The organism is Aureimonas sp. AU20 (assembly GCF_001442755.1).
Classification (GTDB): Bacteria; Pseudomonadota; Alphaproteobacteria; order Rhizobiales; family Rhizobiaceae; genus Aureimonas.
Genome location: NZ_CP006367.1, coordinates 2927805 through 2948726, shown reverse-complemented (window position 1 = coordinate 2948726; position 20922 = coordinate 2927805). Strand labels below are relative to the sequence as shown.

The following is a 20922-nucleotide window of genomic DNA, read 5'->3' as shown; positions in this document are numbered from 1 at the left end:
GGCTCGATGCAAAAGATCAAGAAGGGCGACAAAGTCGTCGTACTCGCCGGTAAGGACAAGGGTCGTACCGGCACCGTCACTCAGGTGATGCCGAAGGACGACCGTGCGGTCGTCTCCGGCGTCAACATGGTGAAGCGCCACCAGAAGCAGACGGCCAGCCAGGAAGCTGGCATCGTCCAGAAGGAAGCGGCGATTCATCTCTCCAACCTTTCGGTTGCCGACCCGAAGGATGGCAAGCCGACCCGCGTCGGTTTCAAGGTCGTCGGTGAAGGTGAGAACGCCAAGAAGGTCCGTTTCGCCAAGCGTTCGGGAGAACAGATCGATGGCTGACACCAACACCCAGTACACGCCGCGCCTGAAATCGGTCTACAAGTCCGAGATCCGTAAGCAGCTGCTTGAAGAATTCAAGTACGCGAACGAGATGCAGGTGCCGCGGCTTGACAAGGTCGTGATCAACATGGGCGTCGGTGAAGCCACTGGCGACTCGAAGAAGCCGACCGTGGCAGCCGAAGACCTCGCGTTGATCGCTGGCCAGAAGCCGGTCATCACCCGCGCACGCAACTCCATCGCGGGCTTCAAGGTCCGTGAGAACATGCCGATCGGCGCGAAGGTCACCCTCCGCAAGGACCGCATGTATGAATTCGTGGATCGCCTGGTCCAGATCGCGCTTCCGCGCGTTCGCGACTTCCGCGGCCTGAACCCCAAGAGCTTCGACGGTCGTGGCAATTTCGCCATGGGCCTGAAGGAGCACATCGTGTTCCCCGAGATCAATTACGACAAGGTTGATCAGATGTGGGGCATGGACATCATCGTGTGTACGACGGCGCAGACCGACGAGGAAGCGCGGGCCCTTCTCAAGGCGCTCAACTTCCCGTTCCGCCAGTAACGGCAGGCGAAAGGACAGATAATGGCTAAGAAAAGCGCCATCGAGAAGAACAAGCGGCGGGAAAAGCTAGTCGCCAAGTACGCGGTGAAGCGTGAGGCTCTCAAGGCCGTCACGATGAACCAGTCGGCCAGCATGGAAGAGCGTTTCCGCGCTCAGCTCCAGCTCGCCGAACTGCCGCGGAACTCGGCGAAGGTGCGCATCCGCAACCGCTGCGAAGTGACGGGCCGTCCGCGCGCCTATTACCGCAAGCTGAAGATGAGCCGTATCGCGCTTCGCGACCTCGGCAACTCGGGCCAAGTGCCCGGTATCGTCAAGTCGAGCTGGTAAGGAGCATCTGAGATGGCTTTGTCCGATCCTCTCGGCGATATGCTGACCCGCATTCGCAACGCGACGATGCGCAACAAGTCGACTGTGTCGACTCCCGCGTCGAAGCTTCGCGCCCGCGTCCTCGACGTCCTGAAGGACGAGGGCTACATCCGTGGCTACACCGAAACTCGTTTCGAGAACGGCACGGCTGAGTTCACGATCGAGCTCAAGTATTACGAAGGCGCGTCGGTGATCAAGGAGATCGCCCGCGTGTCGAAGCCCGGCCGCCGCGTGTACGTCTCGTCCAAGACGATCCCGCATGTCGCCAACGGTCTCGGCATCTCGGTTCTGTCGACCCCCAAGGGCGTCATGGCCGACCACGCTGCCCGTGAACAGAATGTCGGTGGCGAGATCCTCTGCCGCGTCTTCTGACGCGACACCGAGATCCGTTTTCGACTAATCGACAGGTTCAACGATGTCTCGTATTGGTAAGAAGCCGGTTTCTGTGCCGGCAGGCGTGACCGCCTCCGTGGACGGTCAGACGGTCAAGGCGAAGGGTCCGAAGGGCGAACTGTCTTTCGTCGTCAACGAGGAAGTCCTCGTGAAGATGGAAGAGGGCTCGATCAAGGTCGATCCGCGTGACGAGTCGAAGGATGCTCGGTCGAAGTGGGGCATGTCCCGCACGATGATCGTCAACATCCTCTCGGGTGTTAAGGACGGTTTCGAGAAGCGTCTCGAGATCAACGGCGTGGGTTATCGCGCCTCCATGCAGGGCAAGAATCTCCAGCTCGCCCTGGGCTTCAGCCACGACGTTCTGTATCCGGTGCCGGAAGGCATCCAGATTGTCGTCCCGAAGCCGACGGAAATCGTCATCACCGGGATCGACAAGCAGAAGGTCGGTCAGGTCGCTGCCGAGATCCGCGAGTTTCGCGGTCCCGAGCCCTACAAGGGCAAGGGTGTGAAGTACGCGGGCGAGAAGATCGTCCGTAAGGAAGGCAAGAAAAAGTAAGGCTCGGAAAAATGGCTACGCAGAAGGAACTCCTCCGCCGCCGCGCGTCCCGCGTGCGTCGTGCGCTGAAGGCCGTTTCGAACGGCCGTCCGCGCCTTTCGATTCACCGCTCGTCCAAGCACATCTACGCGCAGGTCATCGACGACGCGCAGGGCAAGACCCTGGCCGCTGCTTCGACCCTCGACACGTCGCTGCGCGGGGACCTGAAGACCGGTGCCGACGCGGCGGCTGCCGCGGCCGTTGGCAAGCTCGTCGCCGAGCGTGCCGTGCAGGCAGGCGTCACCGATGTCGTCTTCGACCGCGGCGCGTTCATTTATCACGGCCGCGTCAAGGCGCTGGCCGATTCCGCTCGCGAGGGCGGTCTCAACTTCTAATCGTATCCCGCCCGATAGGCGGGATCGATGCTCGCATGTGCGGCGAAGCGGGTTTTCTCGCTGCGCCGTTCATGCTTTAAGCCGGGTGCCGCCGAGTCGGCGCTCGCCGCCGGATGCCGCATGATCGGCATCTTTCCCAAGACGCCTCCGGAAAAAAACAAGGATAGGATATGGCGCCTCGTAACGAACGCAACGACCGCGAAGAGCGGGATGACGGTTTCGTCGACAAGCTGGTTCACATCAACCGCGTCGCCAAGGTGGTGAAGGGTGGTCGTCGCTTCGGCTTCGCCGCTCTCGTCGTCGTCGGCGACCTCAAGGGCCGCGTCGGTTTCGGCCATGGCAAGGCGCGTGAAGTGCCTGAGGCCATCCGCAAGGCCACGGAAGCGGCCAAGCGCGAGCTCATCTTCGTTCCGCTGCGCGACGGTCGCACGCTGCACCATGATGTGCACGGTCGGCATGGCGCCGGCAAGGTGATCCTGCGCACGGCGGAAGCCGGTACGGGCATCATCGCGGGCGGTCCGATGCGCGCGGTCTTCGAGGCGGTCGGCATGCACGACGTCGTCGCGAAGTCGCTCGGGTCCTCCAACCCCTACAACATGGTTCGCGCCACGTTCGACGCGCTGAAGGGTCAGATGCACCCCAAGGACGTCGCCGCTCGTCGCGGTATCAAGTATTCCACGCTCCAGGCACGTCGTCGCGACGTTGTCGGCGGCGGCGCGGAAGATTGATGCGGGCAGGGGCGCGGTTTCGCTGCCCCGGCCGTATCTCTTCGTAGGATCAGAGGAGCCTAGACATGGCTGAGAAGAACCCCACGGGCAAGACCGTCACCGTTCAGCAGGTCGGCAGCCCCCTTCGCCGTCCGGGCGACCAGCGTTCGACGCTGATCGGACTGGGCCTGAACAAGATGCACCGCACGCGCACGCTGGAGGACACGCCTTCGGTTCGTGGCATGATCGCCAAGGTCAGCCACCTCGTTCGCGTCGTCGACGGCCAGTAAGCCGGGAGCGAGATGATGAAGCTTAACGAAATCGCCGATAAGGATGGCGCGACGCATTCGCGCAAGCGTCTCGGTCGCGGCATTGGCTCGGGTTCGGGCAAGACCGGTGGTCGCGGCGTGAAGGGTCAGAAGGCGCGTTCGGGCGTGGCGATCAACGGGTTCGAGGGCGGTCAGATGCCCCTGTACCGTCGTCTCCCCAAGCGCGGCTTCGTGAACATCTTCGCGAAGGACTACAACATCGTGTCGCTCGCGCGCATCGTCGAGGGCATCGAGGCCGGCAAGCTCGACGCTTCGGCCGTGATCGATGTGGCGGCCCTTAAGGCGGCCGGCATCGTTCGCCGCAAGCGCGATGGTCTCCGGGTCCTCGGCGACGGCGACGTCTCCACCAAGCTGACGATCGCGGCCGATGGCGCGTCGAAGTCGGCCATCGAGAAAGTCGAGAAAGCCGGCGGTTCGCTGACGGTCTCCGAGAACAAGGCCGAAGTCGAGGCGTAAGGCTTCGTCCGATCGGTTGAAACGGAAAGCCGCCTGCCTCGCAGGCGGCTTTTTTCGTATCTCCGTCATTTTGAGACGGAAAGCGCTTGTCTTTCCTTCGGCAAAATCGTTTGAAACAAAGCAGTATGAGCGTTCCTGAATCGTGTCGGTTCAGGGGAGGGGAAACCTGCGCTCGGGGGCAACCCGGAGAGATTTCACTCATGGCATCCGCTGCGGAACAACTCGCCGCAAATCTCAACTTCGCCGCCTTCTCGAAGGCGGAGGACCTAAAGAAGCGCATCTGGTTCACCCTCGGAGCGCTGCTGGTCTATCGGCTCGGCACTTACATCCCGATGCCCGGTATCGACCCGCATGCGCTGTCGCAGGCTTTCCAGCAGCAGTCGACTGGCATTCTCGGGCTGTTCAATATGTTCGCCGGCGGTGCCGTCGGGCGCATGGCGATCTTCGCGCTGGGCATCATGCCCTACATTTCGGCTTCGATCATCATCCAGCTCATGACCTCGGTCATTCCCTCGCTCGAGACCTTGAAGAAAGAGGGCGAGCAGGGGCGCAAGGTCATCAACCAGTACACGCGTTACGGCACGGTGCTTCTGGCGACCGTGCAGGCCTATGGCATCGCGGCGGGGCTTCAGTCCTCCAGCAACATCGTCATGAATCCCGGCACGTTCTTCATTGTGTCGAGCGTCATCACGCTGGTCGGCGGCACGATGTTCCTGATGTGGCTGGGTGAGCAGATCACCGCGCGCGGCATCGGTAACGGCATTTCGCTAATCATCTTCGCCGGCATCGCGGCCAACCTGCCGTCGGCGATGGCGAACCTGCTCGAGCTCGGCCGTACCGGCGCGCTCTCGACGGCCATCATCCTTCTGGTGATCGTCGTCGTCGTGCTCTGCATTGCCGGCGTCGTCTTCTTCGAGCGGGCACAGCGCAAGCTGCTGATCCAGTATCCTAAACGCCAGGTCGGCAACCGGATGTTCCAGGGCGACACGTCACACCTGCCGCTGAAGCTCAACACCGCCGGTGTCATCCCGCCGATCTTCGCCTCGTCTCTGCTGCTTCTGCCGGTGACGATCGCGAACTTCTCCGACACGAGCCGGCTGCCCGGCTGGGCGACGGGCATCATCGCCTCGCTCGGCCACGGTCGCCCGCTCTACATGGTGCTCTATGCCGCCATGATCGCGTTCTTCGCCTTCTTCTATACGGCCATCGTCTTCAACCCGAAGGAGACGGCCGACAATCTGAAGAAGCATGGCGGCTTCATTCCGGGCATCCGCCCGGGCGAGCGTACCGCCGACTATATCGATTATGTGCTGACCCGCATCACGGTGATCGGCGCGATCTATCTCATGGTGATCTGCCTTCTGCCCGAGATCCTCATTTCGGCGGCTGGCATCCCGTTCTATCTCGGCGGGACCTCGCTTTTGATCGTCGTATCGGTCACCATGGACACTGTGGCGCAGGTGCAGGGGCATTTGCTCGCCCATCAATATGAAGGCCTCGTGAAGAAGGCGAAGCTGCGCGGAGGCAGACGGGGAACGCGATGAGACTGATTTTGCTGGGACCTCCGGGGGCAGGGAAGGGCACGCAGGCCCATCGGCTCATCGAAAAATACGCGATCCCGCAGCTCTCCACGGGGGACATGCTGCGCGAGGCCGTCGCCAAGCAGACGGAGATCGGCAAGCGGGCGCAGGCGGTGATGGATGCGGGCCAGCTCGTGTCCGACGAGATCGTGATCGGCATCGTCGCCGATCGCATCGAGCAGCCGGACGCGCGCAAGGGCTTCGTGCTCGACGGGTTTCCGCGTACGCTGGCTCAGGCCGAGGCGCTGGACAGAATGCTCGACGCGCGCGGCCTGTCGATCGACGCGGTGATCGAGTTCAAGGTCGATGAGGAAAAGCTCGTCGCCCGGATCGAGAAGCGCGCTCGCGAAACCGAAGCCGCCGGTCTGCCGGTACGCAAGGACGACACGCCTGACGTCTTCCGTCGTCGGCTGGTGGAGTTCCGGGAATTGACCGCGGCCGTCGCGCCTTTCTATCGCGAGCGTGGCGTGTCGCATCAGATCGACGGCATGGCCTCGATCGACGAGGTGAGCACGCAGATCGACGCGATTCTCAAGCAGGCGGTCGCCGCCTGAACCTGCTGGCCCGGTCTTGTCACCGGGCCGTCACATCGGCAACTTGACGAAACGACCCCGAATCTTATAAGGGTCGGCTCAATTCGCGCAAAAATGAGCGATCGGTTCGCCACCCGGCGGGGTGGCGCCGGTCGTTCCGCGTTTGAAGAGAGCGGTTCCAGACCGCTCGACCATGGTTCGTCGCGGCGGATCCGCGACATAAGGAGGCTACCTTGGCCCGTATTGCTGGCGTCAACATCCCGACCGGGAAGCGCGTTGTCATCGCGCTTCAGTACATTCACGGCATCGGCCCGCGTTTCGCGGCGGAGATCGTGCAGAAGGTCAACCTTTCGGCCGAGCGTCGTGTGAACGACCTTTCGGACGCGGAAGTGCTGCAGATTCGCGAAATCATCGACCGCGACTACCGCGTCGAGGGCGATCTACGTCGCGAAAACTCGATGAACATCAAGCGTCTGATGGATCTGGGCTGCTATCGCGGTCTGCGTCATCGTCGCGGTCTGCCGGTTCGCGGTCAGCGCACCCACACGAACGCCCGCACCCGCAAGGGTCCGGCGAAGCCGATCGCAGGCAAGAAGAAGTAATCTGGATGCGCGGTGGGCCATTCGCGCTCGCCTGATGCATTCATGCCTCGAACGTCGCTTCGAGGCAGGTGGAGCCGCCGGTGTTACGGCGGTGTCGAGATCCAAGGAAAAACAAAATGGCTAAAGAAGCGCAGCGCGTCCGCCGCCGGGAACGCAAGAACATCATCTCCGGCGTGGCGCATGTGAACTCCTCGTTCAACAACACGCTGATCACCATCACCGACGCGCAGGGCAACACGATTGCCTGGTCTTCGGCTGGCGCCCAGGGCTTCAAGGGCTCGCGCAAGTCTACGCCGTTCGCGGCGCAGATTGCGGCCGAAGATGCCGCCAAGAAGGCGCAGGAACACGGCATGCGCACCCTCGAAGTCGAGGTCTGCGGCCCGGGTTCGGGTCGTGAGTCGGCTCTGCGCGCGCTTCAGGCTTCGGGTTTCACGATCACGTCGATCCGCGACGTGACGCCGATCCCGCACAATGGCGTGCGCCCGCGCAAGAAGCGCCGCGTCTAACGATCCGTCAGGGTCGATCGAATTGCCGCGCGCCCCCGGGTGCGCGGCTTTCGCCGTATGAGGGAAGCCGATCCTTCCCGATCAGATCACTCGCCACGATTGGATGGTGGCGACGTTACTGAAAGGCTCGCGTCATGATCGCCAGCAACTGGCAAAACCTTACCAAGCCGAACCAGGTCGTCTTCAAGAGCGGCGGAAGCCGCACGAAGGCGTCGCTTGTGGCTGAACCGCTGGAACGCGGCTTCGGCCTGACGCTGGGCAATGCGCTTCGCCGCGTTCTTCTGTCCTCGCTCCAGGGCGCGGCCGTCACCGCGATCCAGATCGACGGCGTTCTGCACGAGTTCTCCTCGATCGCCGGCGTGCGGGAAGATGTCACCGACATCGTCCTGAACGTGAAGGAAGTCGCGATCGGCATGCAGGGCGAAGGCCCCAAGCGCATGGTTCTGCGCAAGTCCGGCCCGGGCGTCGTCACCGCTGGCGACATCCAGACGGTCGGCGACATCGAGATTCTGAATCCCGAGCACGAAATCTGCACCCTCGACGAGGGCGCCGAAATCCGCATGGAGTTCACGGTCAACACCGGCAAAGGCTACGTGCCCGCCGACCAGAACCGCGCCGAGGATGCGCCGATCGGGCTGATCCCGGTCGACGCGCTGTTCTCGCCGGTGAAGAAGGTGTCCTACAAGGTCGAGAACACCCGCGAGGGGCAGGACCTGAACAAGGACAAGCTCACGATGGAAATCGTGACGGATGGCTCGATCACCGGTGAGGACGCCGTGGCCTATGCCGCGCGCATCCTGCAGGACCAGCTTTCCGTGTTCGTGAACTTCGAGGAGCCGCAGCGCGAAGTGCGCGGCGCCGAGGAGCAGATCGCCGAGCTCGCCTTCAACCCGGCGCTGCTCAAGAAGGTGGACGAGCTGGAGCTTTCGGTCCGCTCGGCCAATTGCCTGAAGAACGACAATATCGTCTATATCGGCGACCTGATCCAGAAGACCGAGGCGGAAATGCTCCGCACGCCGAACTTCGGACGCAAGTCGCTGAACGAGATCAAGGAAGTGCTGGCCTCGATGGGTCTGCATCTTGGTATGGAAGTGAACGCCTGGCCGCCGGAGAATATCGACGACCTGGCCAAGCGCTACGAAGATCAGTACTGATCCAACGTCATGAAGAGCCGGCGGTTCGCCGCCGGCCCCTCGAACTAGCCCAAAGATTCAAAGGCACATGCACCGGGGCCAACCCGGGTTGCGAGGATGCCGTCCCCGGCGCGAGTCGGACCTTAATGATGGAGACTGAACATGCGTCACGGTAATAGCGGCCGTAAACTCAACCGCACCCATGAGCATCGCAAGGCGATGTTCGCCAACATGGTGGCTTCGCTGATCGAGCACGAGCAGATCGTGACGACGCTGCCGAAGGCGAAGGAACTTCGCCCGATCGTCGAGAAGATGATCACGCTCGGCAAGCGCGGTGATCTGCACGCCCGCCGCCAGGCGATCAGCCAGGTTCGCGACGAGACCGTGATCCGGAAGCTGTTCGCGACACTGGCTCCGCGCTACGCAGACCGCAACGGTGGCTACACTCGCGTTCTCAAGGCCGGCTTCCGCCGTGGCGACAACGCCCCGATGGCCGTGATCGAGTTCGTCGATCGCGACGTCGATGCGCGCGGCGCCGTTGACCGGGCCCGCCTGGAAGCCGAGGCGTCCGCCTCCGACGCCAGCTAATTTCAGCTAATATCGATATGGAAAGGGCCCTTCGGGGCCCTTTTTACTTTTGGGGCTCCTCTCCCCATGGGAGCCATAGGAAACCGAGACCATGCTCCAGGGTGAAACCGTCCTCGTCACCGGCTGCACCGGCTTCATCGCCAAGCATATCGTTCTGGCGCTGGTGCGTGAGGGCGCTCGCGTGCGCGGAAGTCTGCGGGACCCGGCCCGTGCTGTCGAGCTTCAACGCCTGCTCCAAGCTGCCGGCTTGCCGGTCGATCGGTTCGAAAACGTCCGCGCGGACTTGAACCGGGAGGAGGGCTGGCGGGAGGCGGTGGAAGGATGTCGGTTCGTCCTTCACACGGCGTCGCCCTTTCCCGCCTCGCAGCCGCGCGACAAGTTCGCGCTTGTGCCGGAAGCCAGGGGTGGGGCGGTGCGTGTTCTAGAGGCCGCGAAGGCCGCCCATGTCGAGCGTGTGGTTCTGACTTCCTCGGTCGCGTCCATCTTCTATGGGCACGAGGGCGAGCGTTCGAAGCTCTTCACCGATCGCGACGTGTCGAATGTCGAAAGCGAGAGTATCTCGCCCTATGCCGTTTCGAAGACGGAAGCCGAGAAGGCGGCGTGGCAGACCCTCGCCGGGAGTGGAACCGAGCTCGTCACGATCAACCCTTCGCTCGTCTTCGGCCCCCTGCTGGACGAGCGCCTTGGTACGTCGGCCACATTGGTGCGGCTGATGATGAGCGGACGGATTCCCGCCGTGCCCAAGATCGGCTTCGGCGTAGTCGATGTCCGCGACGTGGCGGCGGCGCATGTGGCGGCGCTGACGCATCCGGCGGCGGCCGGGCGGCGCTTCATCGTGAGCGGCGGGGCGCTGAGCTTGATGGACATCGCAGACGAGTTGCGAGCCTCCTTTCCGCAGCTGGCGCGGCGCATGCCGAAACATCTTTTCCCATCCACTCCGATTCGGCTGGCCGCCCGCGTTTCGCGGCGCGCGCGTATGCTCGCCGCCGAACTGGGGGACGCGAAGCGGCTGGACACAGGCCCGGCACGGGAGGTGTTGGGAATGGAGTTTCGCGAGCCTCGTGAGGCCGTTCGCGCGCTTGGCGAGTCGTTGATCCGCTTCGGTCTGGTGAGATGATGAATGAAAGGTGAAGACGCGAAGTCAATTTCGCGTTTCACCCAGTCTCCACAAGTGAAGCCCGAAGTTTTCGACAAATGCCCCCTGTTGCAGATGCGTAATAGCGGGCTTGCGCGAGGCTGTGCGATAGCTGTTGCAACGGAGACACCCCCCTCGAAAGACGTGTCGGAGCCCGGCAACCTTTTCGGCTCCATGGCATTTTCGAGGCAACGGGATCACCGCCCCCGAGCGGTCGCAAGCTTTACACGGAATAAACGAAAATCATGGACAATCGCGTCAATTCCATCCCAACCGACGGGTTCTCGATGCGTCGTACTGTGCTGACTCTCCTTGGCGCGACCTTGGCCTTCGGCGTGTTGACCGCCAGCTACGCCACGGCCGAGCTTCCCGAGACGGCGTCCGTCTCGATGGACCGGACGGTGGTGGCGCGCTGATCTCGGCGCTTCCCGCATAAGATCGAGAGAAAAGGGCCGCGAGGCCCTTTTTTCATGGGCGCTCCCTTCTGCCGGGATTGAGCCCTATTTAGCGCCAGAAGCTGCGAGCCATCGAATCATCGGTTCGCATGTCCCATGGAGCATTGCATGACACGCTTAAAGCTGGCGGGGGCCGCCCTTCTCCTGTCCGTCTCGGGTCTGGCGCAGGGTGCGGCGGCACAGCCCTCCGCCGACATGCCGGTTCCCGTTCAGCCGGTGGAGCGTGCGCCGAGCGCCCAGGCAGAGATCAAGCTGACCTTCGCGCCGCTGGTGAAGAAGACGGCGCAGGCGGTGGTCAATGTCTACGCCGCCAAACGGGTGCCCGAGCGCAGCCCCTTTGCGGGAGACCCGTTCTTCGAGCAGTTCTTCGGCAATCAGCTTCGTCGCCTAAGGCTCGAGTCCTCCCTTGGCTCGGGCGTCATCGTCGATTCGTCCGGGCTGATCGTCACCAACAACCACGTGATCGAAGGGGCGGACGAGGTGCGCGTGGCGCTGGCCGACGGGCGCGAGTTCGACGCGAAGATCCTCCTGAAGGACAAGCGGGCGGACCTTGCCGTGCTGCGCATCGGGTCGGACCAGCCCTTCCCGGTGGTGCCGATCGCCGATTCGGACTCGGCCGAGATCGGCGATCTCGTGCTGGCGATCGGCAACCCGTTCGGAATCGGCCAGACGGTGACGAGCGGCATCGTCTCGGCCCTGGCGCGCACCCATCTCGGCTCCGACGATTTCGGCTATTTCATCCAGACCGATGCCGCCATCAATCCCGGCAATTCCGGCGGTGCGCTAATCGACATGAAGGGCGAACTGGTCGGCGTGAACACGGCGATCTTCTCCCGCTCGGGCGGCTCGCTCGGCATCGGCTTCGCGATTCCCTCCAACATGGTGCGCGCCTTCGTCGACGCCGCGCGCGACGGACGGCCGTTCCTGCGGCCTTACATCGGCGCGAGCTTCGTGCCGGTCACGTCCGACATCGCCGAAGCGATCGGGCTGGACAGGCCGTCCGGCGCGCTGATCCAGGGCGTCGTGGAAGGCGGACCGGCCTCGGAAGCGGGGCTGCGGCCCGGCGATGTCGTCCTGTCGATGGACGGATTCCCGATCGAAGGCCCCGATTCGCTGGGATATCGCCTCGCGACCGCCGGCCTCGGGCGCCAGACGGACCTGACGGTGCGCTCCGGCGACGGCAAGACCGAGCGGGTGCGCCTCGAACTCGACGAAGCGCCCGAGACCCCGGTGCGCGACGAGCGCGGCTTGGAGGGCCAGACACCCTTCTCCGGCGCTAGCGTTGCCAATCTCTCGCCCCGGCTTGCGGACGAATTGGAGATGGCGCAGACCAAGCGTGGCGTCGTCGTGACCGAGGTCGATCCGCGCAGCCCGGCCGCCCGGCTCGGGCTTCAGCCGAAGGATATCGTCCTGTCGCTGAACGGGCGGGAAGTGGCCTCGTCGGCCGATCTCGAACGACGCGCGGAGGACGGGCGTCGCGGCTGGCGCCTGGAGGTGGAGCGGGACGGCAAGGTGCTGACCCAGTTCGTGCGTTAAGGGAGGACGGCGCATGGCCGATCTGTTCGGGGATGCGCCGGAAGCCCGGCCCGCGAACCACAAGCCTGCGAACCCCAAGGGCCCGGCGCGCGGCGCGCCCTTGGCCGAGCGGCTTCGCCCGCAGAGCCTGTCCGAGGTCGTCGGGCAGGAGCATCTGACCGGACCGGACGGCGTGCTCACCCGCATGCTCGCCAATGGAAGCCTCGGCTCCATCATCTTCTGGGGCCCGCCCGGCACGGGAAAGACGACCGTCGCCCGGTTGCTGGCGAACGAGGTGGATTTCGCCTTCGAGCAGATTTCCGCGATCTTTTCCGGCGTCGCCGACCTGAAGAAAGTGTTCGAGACGGCGCGGATGCGCCGCTCCAACGGCCGCCAGACTTTGCTCTTCGTGGACGAGATCCACCGCTTCAACCGAGCGCAGCAGGACAGTTTCCTGCCCGTGATGGAGGACGGAACCGTGGTGCTCGTCGGGGCGACCACGGAGAACCCGTCCTTCGAGCTGAACGCCGCGCTTCTTTCCCGCGCCCGTGTCCTGACCTTTCGCGCCCATGATGAGACGAGCCTTCGGCAGCTCCTGGAGCGGGCCGAGGCGGCGGAGAACCGGCCGCTACCTCTGGACGAGGAGGCACGCGCCGTTCTCCTGCGAATGGCGGACGGCGACGGACGGGCGGCGTTGACGCTGGCCGAGGAGGTCTGGCGTGCCGCCAAGCCCGGGGAGACGCTCGACGCCGAGACGCTGCAGCGCGTCGTGCAGCGCCGCGCGCCCGTCTACGACAAGAGCCAGGACGGGCACTACAATCTGATCTCGGCCCTGCACAAGTCGGTGCGCGGGTCGGACCCGGACGCCGCACTCTATTATCTCTGCCGGATGCTCGATGCGGGTGAGGACCCGCTTTACCTCGGCCGCCGGCTGGTGCGCATGGCGGTGGAGGACATCGGCCTTGCCGACCCGCGCGCGCTCTCGATCGCCAATGCGGCGAAGGACGCCTACGACTATCTCGGCTCTCCCGAGGGCGAACTTGCTTTGGCGCAGGCGACCGTCTATCTCGCGGCCGCGCCGAAATCCAACGCCGTCTATACCGCCTACAAGGCCGCCATGCGGGTCGCTAAGGAAAACGGCTCGCTTCTGCCGCCGCGTCATATCTTGAACGCCCCGACCAAGCTGATGAAGGAAGAGGGCTACGGTTCGGGCTATGCCTACGACCACGACCAGCCGGGCGCCTTCTCCGGCCAGGACTATTTCCCCGAAGCGCTGGGGCGGCAAAGCTTCTATCGCCCGACCGAGCGAGGCGAGGAGGCGCGCATCGCGGCCCGCATGGACGAGTGGGATCGCCTGCGCCGTGCGCGCGGCGGAAAGGGCTGACCCTCGATGCTGAATGTGGTTCTCGTGGCGGTCGGCGGCGGTCTCGGCTCGCTGCTACGCTATGGTGCGGCGGTGGCCGCGACGCGCTGGTTCGGGCCGGCCTTTCCCTTCGGCACGCTTTTCGTCAACGTCACCGGCTCCTTCGCCATGGGCGTGCTCGTCGAGTATCTCTCGCGCCGCTATGCCGGCACGGCCGGGGCGGCCCTGCGGCTGTTTCTCGCCACGGGCATCCTCGGCGGCTACACGACCTTCTCCACCTTCTCGCTCGATGTCGCGGTTTTGGCCGAGCGCGGAGCGCTGCTAACGGCCTTCCTCTATCTCGCCGCATCGATCCTGGTCGGCGTCGGCGCGCTGTTTGCGGGCCTTGCGCTGGCGCGCCATCTGTTCTGACGCGAAGCCTCGGGCGCCAAAGCCGTTTCCGCCCCGGCGTATTTGCGCTATGGCCGGGGAAAGCGAAAAGGACGTCACCAATGGTTAGCGTGGAACAGATCCGGGTCGAGCCCGACGAAACGGGGCTGCGTCTCGACCGCTGGTTCAAGCTTCACTATCCCGGCCTCGGCTTCGGCCATCTGCAGAAGCTCCTGCGCTCGGGCCAGGTGCGCGTCGATGGCGGTCGCGCCAAGACCGACACGCGGGTCGAAGCCGGCCAACTGATCCGCATTCCGCCCATGGGCGGCGAGTCCGCCAAGCTGAAGGTGGCGCCGCTCACGGCCAACACGATCCGCGACAAGCACGATGGCGACGTCCTAAGCCAGATGCTGCTCTACGAGGACGAGAAGGTCTTCGTCTTCAACAAGCCGGCGGGACTCGCCGTGCAGGGCGGCTCGGGCCTCTCGCGCCATGTCGACAAGATGCTGGAGGCTTGGCGTTCGAAGAAGGGCGAGAAGCCGCGCCTCGTGCACCGGCTCGACCGCGACACGTCCGGCATCCTGGTCGTGGCGCGCACGCGCGGCGCGGCCGTGGCGCTGACAAAGTCGTTTCGTGAGCGAGACACCAAGAAGCGCTATTGGGCGATCCTGAAGGGCGTGCCGCAGCCCAAAGACGGGCGCATCTCGACCTATCTCGTCAAGGAAGCGACCGCCGACGGCGACCGGATGCGCGTCGCGCGCCATGGCGAGGAGGGGGCCGACCACGCCCTGTCGCATTACCGCGTGATCGATCAGGTGGCGCAGAACTTCTCCTGGGTGGAGCTCGAGCCTTATACCGGGCGCACGCACCAGCTTCGCGTCCATGCGCTGCATATCAACCACCCGATCCTAGGCGATCCCAAATATTTCGAGCACGACACCAATTGGGAGTTCCCCGGCGGCGTGCAGAACAAACTGCATCTCCACGCCCGCCGCATCACGATTCCCCATCCCGACGGGCGCGGGAAGATGATCGACCAGATCGCGCCGCTTCCCCCGCACATGGTCCAGACTTGGAACCTCTTCGGCTTCGACGAAGCGGCCGAGAACGACTGATCCATGCACCTCGTCCTCTTCGACTGCGACGGCACGCTGGCCGACACGTTCGGCCTGATCGTCGGCACCATGCGACGTTGCTTCGAAGAATTGGGCTTGCCCGACCCGGAGGAGGCGGCCGTGCGGGGCATTATCGGCCTATCGCTCGACCGGGCGATCCATACCCTGGCACCGACCGTCCCGGAGAGCGAACTTCCCCGTCTCGTCCAAGCCTATAAGGACGCGTTCCACCGCGTGCGGGCCGAGGGCGTTCATTCCGAGGCGCTGTTCCCCGGGATCGAGCCGATGCTCCGCCGCTTGGCGGCGCGCGATGAGGTGCTGCTCGGCATGGTCACCGGCAAGTCGCAGCGGGGCGTGCGGATGATCGTCGAGGCGCATGGGCTTGAGGGAATGTTTCTGGCCGTGCGCACGGCCGACGATTGCCCGTCCAAGCCGCATCCCGCGATGGTTCTGGAATGCTGCGCCGAGCTCGGCGTCGATCCGGCCGACACGGTCGTGATCGGCGACGCCATCTACGATATGCAGATGGCGAAGGCGGCCGGGGCGGAAGCGATCGGGGTGGACTGGGGCGCCGGCTCGACCAACGAACTCCTGTTCCACGGCGCCAGCGCCGTCGCCGCCACGGCCGAGGGGCTGGAAGCCTGGATCGACGACTGGGTGGCCAACGCGCCCTCCGCCGCCGAACGGCTCGCCCTCCGCTAGGCGTTTATCCCGGAGAATCTGATGTCCACTCTGCCCGCCCGCCCGGACCTGCCGAAGCGCTTCTACACCGACGTAACCCTTGTCGAGGAGGAGGGCGGCTTTTCGATCCGCCTCGACGGGCGCGCGGTGCGCACGCCCTCGCGCGCCGTGCTCAGCGTTCCCGCTCGGGCGGTGGCGGAGGAGGTGGCGCGGGAATGGCGGGCGCAGGGCACGCATATCGACCCCGCCACTATGCCGATGACGCGGCTGGTGAACACCGTGCTCGATGGCGTCGCACCAGACCCGGCGAGCGTGGCCGAGGACCTTGGCCGCTATGCCGAGACCGATCTCCTGGCCTATCGCGCTGCGGAGCCGCAGCGTCTTGCCGCCCTTCAGGCGGAAGGGTGGGACCCGGTGATGGATTGGGCCAGCCAGCGCACGGGGAAGAGCTTCGCGCGGGGCGTCGGCGTCATGTTCGTCGCGCAGCCCGAGCCGACCGTGGAGGCGCTGCGTGCGCTGGTGCGCGCCGAGGTCGATCCGTTTCGCCTCGCGTCGCTGCATCAGATCACGACGCTGACCGGCTCGCTGCTTCTGGCATTGGCGGTCTCGGAGGGCTTCCTCGATGCCGAGCGGGCTTGGGCGCTCGCCCATATTGACGAGGACTGGAACATCGAACAGTGGGGCGAGGACGCCGAGGCGCAGAACCGGCGCGCCAACCGGTTCGAGGACATGCGCATGGCAGCGCTGATGCTGGACGCCTCGCGCCCTCGGTGAGCGAGGTCAGATCCCGGCGAACCATTCGTAGCCACGATCTTCCCAATATCCGCCGGCGCCGTCGCCGAACCCGGCAAGACCATCGGTCAGTGTGATGGCGCTGACGTATTTCGCCATCTTGTAGCCGAGCTGCCGCTCGACTCGCAGGCGGATCGGCGCGCCGTTGCTGACCGGCAGCGGCTGGCCGTTCATGCCATAGGCGAGGATCGTCTGCGGATGGCGGGCGTCGATCAGGTCGATCGATTCGTAGTAGCGGATCGGGCCGGTGAAACCGTTCTCCATCGTGTCGAAGCAGGAGAAGACGGCGTAGCGGGCCGCCGGCTTGGGGCTGACCTGATCGAGCACGAGGGCCAGCGGCACGCCCGTCCATTGCGCGATGCAACTCCAGCCCTCGACGCAGTCGTGCCGAGTGATCTGCGTGCGGGGCGGCATGTTGCGCAACTCCCCGAGCGAGAAGCTCGCCGGGCGTTCCACGAGCCCGTCGACTTGCAGCCGATAGGCCTCGAACTGTCCGCCGGCCAGGGTGAGATAGTCGTTGTCCTGCGGATCGGTGATTCCGTTGGGGCGCATTGGCTGGCGGATTTCGGAGGCCGAGAACTCTCGCGCCAAATGGTCGCTGCCGAGAAGCAGGCGCTGGGCGCGATAGGTGAGTTCGTTGGCCTTTTCCAAGACGCCGCGCACCTGCGAATCATTGGCCAACAGCGGGTCGAAACAACCCGCCAGCGCCGATGTGGAGGCGACGGCGGCCCCGGTTAGGAAGCGGCGGCGATCGAGCTTGATGGTCATCGGGCGTCCTCCCGGTCGATCCGCATCCAGCCGGTGATCATGGAGCGCAATTCGTTGAACGGACCGGCGAGCAGCACCATCGCCACATGCACGACAAAGAAGGCGACGAGCAGCAGCATGATCCCAAAATGGATCGTGCGCGCGGTCTGCCGGCCACCGAAGAGATCGAGCAGCCACGGCGCATAAGCGTTCATGCCGGGCGACATGGTGAGCCCCGTCGCGATCATCAGCGGCAGAGCGACGAACAGGACGCCGAAGTAGGAGAACTTCTGCAGCGGGCCGTAGGTGCGGCCATGATGGAGACGCAGCTTGGCATGATCGGCGATGTCGCGGGGCAGGTGCTTGGCATCGCGCCCCTTGGGCACGATGTCGCGCGCCAGATGCCGGTTGAACAGGCTTCCGAGCAGCCAGAGCAGCAGCGTGCCGGCCAGAAGCCAGGCGAAGAAGAAATGCACGACGCGTCCGGTCGCGAGATCGCGATAGGAGGGCACCGTCATCCAGGCCGGAAAGGTCTGCGGCTGCGGCGTTCCCGCGCGGTCGATCACGCCCAGCCATCCGGTCGTGTCGAAGGTCGAGCCGAACAGACGCGTGACGCCGGTCAACTGCCCGTCCTGATAGGCTGCGCCGATCGAGAAGATCGTGTTGTCGAAGCCGAAGCCCGACTGCTGGCCGATATAGAGATCGGGCCGCGCGGTGAAGATCTGCAGGCCGGACAGAAGCAGGAAGAAAAGACAGAGCGCCCAAAGCCAATGGGTGAGGCGCGTCGTCAGGGCGTGGCGGCGGACAAGCGGTCCGTCGCGCGGGGCGGTGAGTTTCATCGGGCGAACACCATGCGATCGGCGAAAGGCTGATGCTTCATATACGGCACGCGAGCCGGCAGGGATGCGGCGGCCTGCGGCTTTTTATGCGGTGAGCCGTCGCAGGGCGCGGTCGAGCTCGCCGCGAAAGCGCGAGCGGTCCTGCGGCGTGAAGGCCTTGTTCAGCCCCTTGCTTTCGCCGGTCTCGCGTAAGTGCTGGTTGAAGCTGCGCATTGAGAGGGCGTAGCCGATGGATTGCGGCGTGAAGGGTCGCCCGTCGGGATGGAGGACCAGCGCGCCCTTTTCCAGCGCCCGCGCGGCCAGCGGAATATCCGCCGTCACCACGATGTCGCTCGCGGTGGCTTCTTCCGCGATCCAATGATCGGCCGCGTCCGCCCCGGCCGACACGGTGACGAGCCGCGCGCCGGGATAGCGGGACGGGCGCAGGCCGCCGTTCGACACCATCACCGTCTCAGCCTTGAAGCGATCCGCGATTTCCAGCGCCTCGTCCTTCACGGGGCAGGCATCGGCGTCGATGAGAAGACGGACCGGCGGCAGGTTGCTCATGCGGCCTCGAAAGGGCGGCTTTCGGTCGGGCCGAAGACCGTCTCGAACTGGGCGCGCAAGACGCTGTCGACCTCCGGCACCGAGATCGGCAAGCCGAGATCGACGAGGCTGGTGACGCCATAGCCGGCGATGCCGCAGGGCACGATGCCGGAGAAATGCGTGAGATCCGGGTCGACATTCAGGCTGATGCCGTGAAACGTCACCCAGCGGCGCAGGCGGATGCCGATCGCGGCAATCTTGTCCTCCGCCCCAGCGTCGCCGGGCAGAGGGGCTTTATCGGGCCGGGGCACCCAGACCCCCACCCGGTCCTCCCGGCGTTCGCCGCGCACGTGATACTGCGCGAGCGTTTCGATCACCCAATGTTCCAGGGCGGAGACGAAGGCGCGGATGTCCGGGCGCCGACGCTTGAGGTCGAGCAGGACATAGGCCACGCGCTGGCCCGGCCCGTGATAGGTGTATTCGCCGCCGCGCCCCGCCGCATAGACGGGAAAGCGGTCGGGCTGGAGAAGGTCCGCCGTCCGGGCCGACGTGCCGGCGGTGTAGAGCGCGGGATGCTCGACCAGAAGCACGGCTTCCGCCGCCGCGCCGCGCGAGATGGCGTCCACCCGCGCTTCCATCCAGGCCAGCGCTTCGGGGTAGGGCATGAGCCCGTCGCGGAAGATCCATTCGACCGGCGCGCCCGGTTCCGCCGCCTGAAAGCGCACGGCCTGCGTCGCGAGTCGGGGGCTGGGCTGGGGGAGCGGAGAGGGAGCGTCCATGGAATGTCTCTAGCCTTCCACGACGAAACTGCAAAGTGCGTTCGCGTGCGCGATCAAGGGCTTCGAAGAAAATCCGGCGAGCGCCCGCGAAAACGCTTGTGCGCTTGGGGGCCGTTTGCTAAACGCCGCACACCGGTCGCGAGGCCGGCCCTGAGCGAAAGCTCGGGCACGACGTGCGGTCGTGGCGGAATTGGTAGACGCGCAGCGTTGAGGTCGCTGTGGGGCAACCCGTGGAAGTTCGAGTCTTCTCGACCGCACCATTCTCTCCTTCATGCCAATTTGAAGGACCTGTCTCAGGCGCTCTTAGAGCTCTGCGACATCGGAAGCGCTGCCTGCAGCCTTTCCAACCGGTCGCGAGATCGGCGCTCGGTGGAAGCCCGGGAACACGGCGTGCGGTCGTGGCGGAATTGGTAGACGCGCAGCGTTGAGGTCGCTGTGGGGCAACCCGTGGAAGTTCGAGTCTTCTCGACCGCACCATTCTTTTCCAGACAAGATCTATATCGAGCCATCCGAACGATCCCAGCCGATCGCGGGTGGCGTTTGCGCGTTCGCGGCGTGGGTTTTCCTTCACCGGAAAGAGAAGGCCGGCCCGAAGGCCGGCCTTGTCGCGTCGTCAGATCTTCAGATCCGATGCGCCGGTGTCGATATGCGGCGCCCAGAAGGCGATGCTCTCGGCAATGGCGGGGATGACGGCCCGGTCGTTCGGCTCGCGCTCCTTGAAGGAGAGTTCCAGGCAGATCTCGTTGTCCACCGCGCCGCCCTCCGCGAAGGCCTGGAGCAGGGGCTCGGGCTGGATGCGGCCCTTGGCGTTGTGCTCGGCCGTGAAGGGGCGATGGCCGCTCTTGTCCATCGTGCTCTGCTTGATGTGGATGATCGGCGAGACCTTCGGCACGGCGCGCGCCCAGGCATAGGGATCGGTGTCGTCGGGGTTGGGCGAGGTGATGTCGCCATGGTCGATATCGGCCATCATCCACATCGGCACCGCCATGCCGGCCGCCGTCAGCCGGTCCTGCAGCGCCAGGGTCTCGGCGATCGTGTGACCGAACTCGCGGCCCACCGACATCGGCTCCCAGTAGACGTAGGATAGGCCCGCCGTCTTGGCGTGTTCGGCCACCTCGGCCCAGCAGTCGATGGCGGTCTGGATCAGGGCCTCGCGCCGCGCCGGATCGTCATAGTCCTGGAAGGTGAAGATCGCGAACTGCGTGCCCACGGACGTGCCGCCGAGATCAGCGGTGATGTCGGCGAAGGTCTTGAACCAGTCGACATAGTAGCGGCGCACGTCGCGGTCGGGATGGCCGAAATGGTTGAGGCGGCCATAGGGTCCGGTCATGCCGGAAGTGACGCGTACACCGGTGCGCTCCAGCGCGGCGCCCATCTGCCGGGTCAGGCGGCGGATCACGGGCGCCGGCCAGGACGGGTTGATGAACTCGTGCGTTAGCTGCAGGTCGCGGATGCGCAGGTCCCGCGCCACGGTCTCGATGAGATCGTCCGGGTCGGCGAAGCGGTTCACCAGCGGATTGGTGTTGAGGGACAGCGTCAGGGCCATCGGGGCTCCTTGAGAATTCGAAGAACGGGGAAGGGGCGCGACCGTCACAAGC

Annotated in this window: 28 protein-coding genes and 2 tRNA genes; 25 read left to right on the top strand and 5 right to left on the bottom strand. The window is 64.9% G+C overall.

From position 1 onward, the window contains the following. Nucleotides 1-6 precede the first annotated feature (6 nt). The 23 genes from rplX to M673_RS13150 all read left to right on the top strand — a co-directional run bounded on the left by rplX (nt 7) and on the right by M673_RS13150 (nt 16416). Nucleotides 7-330 (top strand): 50S ribosomal protein L24, encoded by a 324-nt coding sequence (rplX, locus tag M673_RS13255; RefSeq protein ID WP_061976487.1) that lies wholly within the window; start codon nt 7-9, stop codon nt 328-330. Continuing rightward, complete coding sequence (rplE, locus tag M673_RS13250) at nt 323-886, top strand: 50S ribosomal protein L5 (protein ID WP_061976486.1); 564 nt, start codon at nt 323-325, stop codon at nt 884-886. The genes rplX and rplE overlap by 8 nt, the downstream gene beginning before the upstream one ends. A 21-nt stretch (nt 887-907) precedes the next feature. Then, nucleotides 908-1213 carry a 30S ribosomal protein S14 gene (gene rpsN / locus M673_RS13245; protein ID WP_061976485.1) on the top strand — a complete coding sequence of 102 codons (306 nt, stop codon included), beginning with the start codon at nt 908-910 and terminating at the stop codon, nt 1211-1213. Nucleotides 1214-1225: 12 nt separating this feature from the next. Further along, nucleotides 1226-1624 carry a 30S ribosomal protein S8 gene (rpsH, locus tag M673_RS13240; protein WP_061976484.1) on the top strand — a complete coding sequence of 133 codons (399 nt, stop codon included), beginning with the start codon at nt 1226-1228 and terminating at the stop codon, nt 1622-1624. Nucleotides 1625-1667: 43 nt separating this feature from the next. After that, nucleotides 1668-2201 carry a 50S ribosomal protein L6 gene (gene rplF, locus M673_RS13235; protein WP_061976483.1) on the top strand — a complete coding sequence of 178 codons (534 nt, stop codon included), beginning with the start codon at nt 1668-1670 and terminating at the stop codon, nt 2199-2201. An 11-nt stretch (nt 2202-2212) separates the two neighbouring features. Next, the gene (gene rplR, locus M673_RS13230) at nt 2213-2575 is read left to right on the top strand and encodes a 50S ribosomal protein L18 (protein ID WP_061976482.1); all 363 of its coding nucleotides are present in this window, start codon (nt 2213-2215) and stop codon (nt 2573-2575) included. 170 nt (nt 2576-2745) lie between these two features. Continuing rightward, nucleotides 2746-3303, top strand: coding sequence for a 30S ribosomal protein S5 (gene rpsE / locus M673_RS13225; RefSeq protein ID WP_061976481.1), 558 nt, complete (start codon nt 2746-2748; stop codon nt 3301-3303). Between the two features lie 65 nt (nt 3304-3368). Next, entirely contained in the window at nt 3369-3572 is a 204-nt protein-coding gene (gene rpmD, locus M673_RS13220; protein ID WP_061976480.1) for a 50S ribosomal protein L30, read from the top strand. Nucleotides 3573-3587: 15 nt separating this feature from the next. After that, nucleotides 3588-4067, top strand: a complete 480-nt coding sequence (gene rplO / locus M673_RS13215; protein ID WP_061976479.1) for a 50S ribosomal protein L15 — start codon at nt 3588-3590, stop codon at nt 4065-4067. 200 nt (nt 4068-4267) lie between these two features. Beyond that, nucleotides 4268-5611, top strand: coding sequence for a preprotein translocase subunit SecY (gene secY / locus M673_RS13210; RefSeq protein ID WP_061976478.1), 1344 nt, complete (start codon nt 4268-4270; stop codon nt 5609-5611). Beyond that, a complete protein-coding gene (locus tag M673_RS13205; RefSeq protein WP_061976477.1) occupies nt 5608-6201 on the top strand; it encodes an adenylate kinase in 594 nt (197 codons plus the stop codon). The genes secY and M673_RS13205 overlap by 4 nt, the downstream gene beginning before the upstream one ends. A 212-nt stretch (nt 6202-6413) precedes the next feature. Further along, nucleotides 6414-6782 (top strand): 30S ribosomal protein S13, encoded by a 369-nt coding sequence (gene rpsM, locus M673_RS13200; protein ID WP_061976476.1) that lies wholly within the window; start codon nt 6414-6416, stop codon nt 6780-6782. Between the two features lie 116 nt (nt 6783-6898). Further along, nucleotides 6899-7288 carry a 30S ribosomal protein S11 gene (gene rpsK, locus M673_RS13195; protein ID WP_019998927.1) on the top strand — a complete coding sequence of 130 codons (390 nt, stop codon included), beginning with the start codon at nt 6899-6901 and terminating at the stop codon, nt 7286-7288. A 134-nt stretch (nt 7289-7422) separates the two neighbouring features. Then, nucleotides 7423-8442 carry a DNA-directed RNA polymerase subunit alpha gene (locus tag M673_RS13190; protein ID WP_019998928.1) on the top strand — a complete coding sequence of 340 codons (1020 nt, stop codon included), beginning with the start codon at nt 7423-7425 and terminating at the stop codon, nt 8440-8442. 141 nt (nt 8443-8583) lie between these two features. Beyond that, entirely contained in the window at nt 8584-9009 is a 426-nt protein-coding gene (gene rplQ, locus M673_RS13185; RefSeq protein WP_061976475.1) for a 50S ribosomal protein L17, read from the top strand. Nucleotides 9010-9100: 91 nt separating this feature from the next. Next, the gene (locus tag M673_RS13180) at nt 9101-10126 is read left to right on the top strand and encodes an NAD-dependent epimerase/dehydratase family protein (RefSeq protein ID WP_061976474.1); all 1026 of its coding nucleotides are present in this window, start codon (nt 9101-9103) and stop codon (nt 10124-10126) included. Nucleotides 10127-10389: 263 nt separating this feature from the next. Continuing rightward, entirely contained in the window at nt 10390-10560 is a 171-nt protein-coding gene (locus tag M673_RS24635) for a hypothetical protein (protein ID WP_156421120.1), read from the top strand. 147 nt (nt 10561-10707) lie between these two features. Beyond that, nucleotides 10708-12135 (top strand): DegQ family serine endoprotease, encoded by a 1428-nt coding sequence (locus tag M673_RS13175; protein WP_374755556.1) that lies wholly within the window; start codon nt 10708-10710, stop codon nt 12133-12135. A 13-nt stretch (nt 12136-12148) separates the two neighbouring features. Then, a complete protein-coding gene (locus M673_RS13170) occupies nt 12149-13498 on the top strand; it encodes a replication-associated recombination protein A (protein WP_061976472.1) in 1350 nt (449 codons plus the stop codon). Nucleotides 13499-13504: 6 nt separating this feature from the next. Then, complete coding sequence (gene crcB, locus M673_RS13165) at nt 13505-13888, top strand: fluoride efflux transporter CrcB (protein ID WP_061976471.1); 384 nt, start codon at nt 13505-13507, stop codon at nt 13886-13888. Nucleotides 13889-13968: 80 nt separating this feature from the next. Next, on the top strand, nt 13969-14961 hold the full coding sequence (locus M673_RS13160; RefSeq protein ID WP_061976470.1) for an RluA family pseudouridine synthase: 993 nt from the start codon (nt 13969-13971) through the stop codon (nt 14959-14961). 3 nt (nt 14962-14964) lie between these two features. Beyond that, the gene (locus tag M673_RS13155; RefSeq protein ID WP_061976469.1) at nt 14965-15663 is read left to right on the top strand and encodes an HAD-IA family hydrolase; all 699 of its coding nucleotides are present in this window, start codon (nt 14965-14967) and stop codon (nt 15661-15663) included. Nucleotides 15664-15684: 21 nt separating this feature from the next. Continuing rightward, entirely contained in the window at nt 15685-16416 is a 732-nt protein-coding gene (locus M673_RS13150) for an ATP12 family chaperone protein (protein ID WP_061976468.1), read from the top strand. 6 nt (nt 16417-16422) lie between these two features. On the opposite strand, the gene M673_RS13145 is transcribed toward M673_RS13150, so the two are convergent. From M673_RS13145 to lipB, 4 genes are all read right to left on the bottom strand, one after another. Continuing rightward, nucleotides 16423-17202 carry a molybdopterin-binding protein gene (locus M673_RS13145; RefSeq protein ID WP_061976467.1) on the bottom strand — a complete coding sequence of 260 codons (780 nt, stop codon included), beginning with the start codon at nt 17200-17202 and terminating at the stop codon, nt 16423-16425. Beyond that, on the bottom strand, nt 17199-18020 hold the full coding sequence (locus M673_RS13140) for a cytochrome b/b6 domain-containing protein (RefSeq protein WP_061976466.1): 822 nt from the start codon (nt 18018-18020) through the stop codon (nt 17199-17201). The genes M673_RS13145 and M673_RS13140 overlap by 4 nt, the downstream gene beginning before the upstream one ends. 84 nt (nt 18021-18104) lie before the next feature. Beyond that, nucleotides 18105-18557, bottom strand: coding sequence for a YaiI/YqxD family protein (locus tag M673_RS13135; protein ID WP_061977843.1), 453 nt, complete (start codon nt 18555-18557; stop codon nt 18105-18107). Between the two features lie 5 nt (nt 18558-18562). Continuing rightward, nucleotides 18563-19324 carry a lipoyl(octanoyl) transferase LipB gene (gene lipB, locus M673_RS13130; protein ID WP_082639441.1) on the bottom strand — a complete coding sequence of 254 codons (762 nt, stop codon included), beginning with the start codon at nt 19322-19324 and terminating at the stop codon, nt 18563-18565. Nucleotides 19325-19499: 175 nt separating this feature from the next. Here lipB and M673_RS13125 point away from each other — a divergent pair. Together M673_RS13125 and M673_RS13120 are read left to right on the top strand one after the other, a co-directional pair. Beyond that, a tRNA-Leu gene (locus M673_RS13125) sits at nt 19500-19584 on the top strand. Between the two features lie 132 nt (nt 19585-19716). Then, nucleotides 19717-19801 (top strand) — tRNA-Leu (locus M673_RS13120). Between the two features lie 136 nt (nt 19802-19937). On the opposite strand, the gene M673_RS13115 is transcribed toward M673_RS13120, so the two are convergent. After that, the gene (locus tag M673_RS13115; RefSeq protein ID WP_061976465.1) at nt 19938-20870 is read right to left on the bottom strand and encodes a sugar phosphate isomerase/epimerase family protein; all 933 of its coding nucleotides are present in this window, start codon (nt 20868-20870) and stop codon (nt 19938-19940) included. Nucleotides 20871-20922 lie beyond the last annotated feature (52 nt).

Coding starts and splice junctions, on each gene's coding strand:
- M673_RS13190 (WP_019998928.1), top strand. CDS start 7,423: ATGATCGCCAGCAACTGGCAAAACCTTACCAAGCCGAACCAGGTCGTC.
- M673_RS13145 (WP_061976467.1), bottom strand. CDS start 17,202: ATGACCATCAAGCTCGATCGCCGCCGCTTCCTAACCGGGGCCGCCGTC.
- rpmD (WP_061976480.1), top strand. CDS start 3,369: ATGGCTGAGAAGAACCCCACGGGCAAGACCGTCACCGTTCAGCAGGTC.
- rplO (WP_061976479.1), top strand. CDS start 3,588: ATGAAGCTTAACGAAATCGCCGATAAGGATGGCGCGACGCATTCGCGC.
- M673_RS13155 (WP_061976469.1), top strand. CDS start 14,965: ATGCACCTCGTCCTCTTCGACTGCGACGGCACGCTGGCCGACACGTTC.
- M673_RS13140 (WP_061976466.1), bottom strand. CDS start 18,020: ATGAAACTCACCGCCCCGCGCGACGGACCGCTTGTCCGCCGCCACGCC.
- M673_RS13115 (WP_061976465.1), bottom strand. CDS start 20,870: ATGGCCCTGACGCTGTCCCTCAACACCAATCCGCTGGTGAACCGCTTC.
- rplX (WP_061976487.1), top strand. CDS start 7: ATGCAAAAGATCAAGAAGGGCGACAAAGTCGTCGTACTCGCCGGTAAG.
- M673_RS13175 (WP_374755556.1), top strand. CDS start 10,708: ATGACACGCTTAAAGCTGGCGGGGGCCGCCCTTCTCCTGTCCGTCTCG.
- rpsN (WP_061976485.1), top strand. CDS start 908: ATGGCTAAGAAAAGCGCCATCGAGAAGAACAAGCGGCGGGAAAAGCTA.
- rplR (WP_061976482.1), top strand. CDS start 2,213: ATGGCTACGCAGAAGGAACTCCTCCGCCGCCGCGCGTCCCGCGTGCGT.
- M673_RS13150 (WP_061976468.1), top strand. CDS start 15,685: ATGTCCACTCTGCCCGCCCGCCCGGACCTGCCGAAGCGCTTCTACACC.
- M673_RS13180 (WP_061976474.1), top strand. CDS start 9,101: ATGCTCCAGGGTGAAACCGTCCTCGTCACCGGCTGCACCGGCTTCATC.
- rplF (WP_061976483.1), top strand. CDS start 1,668: ATGTCTCGTATTGGTAAGAAGCCGGTTTCTGTGCCGGCAGGCGTGACC.
- crcB (WP_061976471.1), top strand. CDS start 13,505: ATGCTGAATGTGGTTCTCGTGGCGGTCGGCGGCGGTCTCGGCTCGCTG.
- rpsE (WP_061976481.1), top strand. CDS start 2,746: ATGGCGCCTCGTAACGAACGCAACGACCGCGAAGAGCGGGATGACGGT.
- rpsK (WP_019998927.1), top strand. CDS start 6,899: ATGGCTAAAGAAGCGCAGCGCGTCCGCCGCCGGGAACGCAAGAACATC.
- M673_RS13160 (WP_061976470.1), top strand. CDS start 13,969: ATGGTTAGCGTGGAACAGATCCGGGTCGAGCCCGACGAAACGGGGCTG.
- M673_RS13170 (WP_061976472.1), top strand. CDS start 12,149: ATGGCCGATCTGTTCGGGGATGCGCCGGAAGCCCGGCCCGCGAACCAC.
- M673_RS13205 (WP_061976477.1), top strand. CDS start 5,608: ATGAGACTGATTTTGCTGGGACCTCCGGGGGCAGGGAAGGGCACGCAG.
- secY (WP_061976478.1), top strand. CDS start 4,268: ATGGCATCCGCTGCGGAACAACTCGCCGCAAATCTCAACTTCGCCGCC.
- rplQ (WP_061976475.1), top strand. CDS start 8,584: ATGCGTCACGGTAATAGCGGCCGTAAACTCAACCGCACCCATGAGCAT.
- rplE (WP_061976486.1), top strand. CDS start 323: ATGGCTGACACCAACACCCAGTACACGCCGCGCCTGAAATCGGTCTAC.
- rpsH (WP_061976484.1), top strand. CDS start 1,226: ATGGCTTTGTCCGATCCTCTCGGCGATATGCTGACCCGCATTCGCAAC.
- M673_RS24635 (WP_156421120.1), top strand. CDS start 10,390: ATGGACAATCGCGTCAATTCCATCCCAACCGACGGGTTCTCGATGCGT.
- lipB (WP_082639441.1), bottom strand. CDS start 19,324: ATGGACGCTCCCTCTCCGCTCCCCCAGCCCAGCCCCCGACTCGCGACG.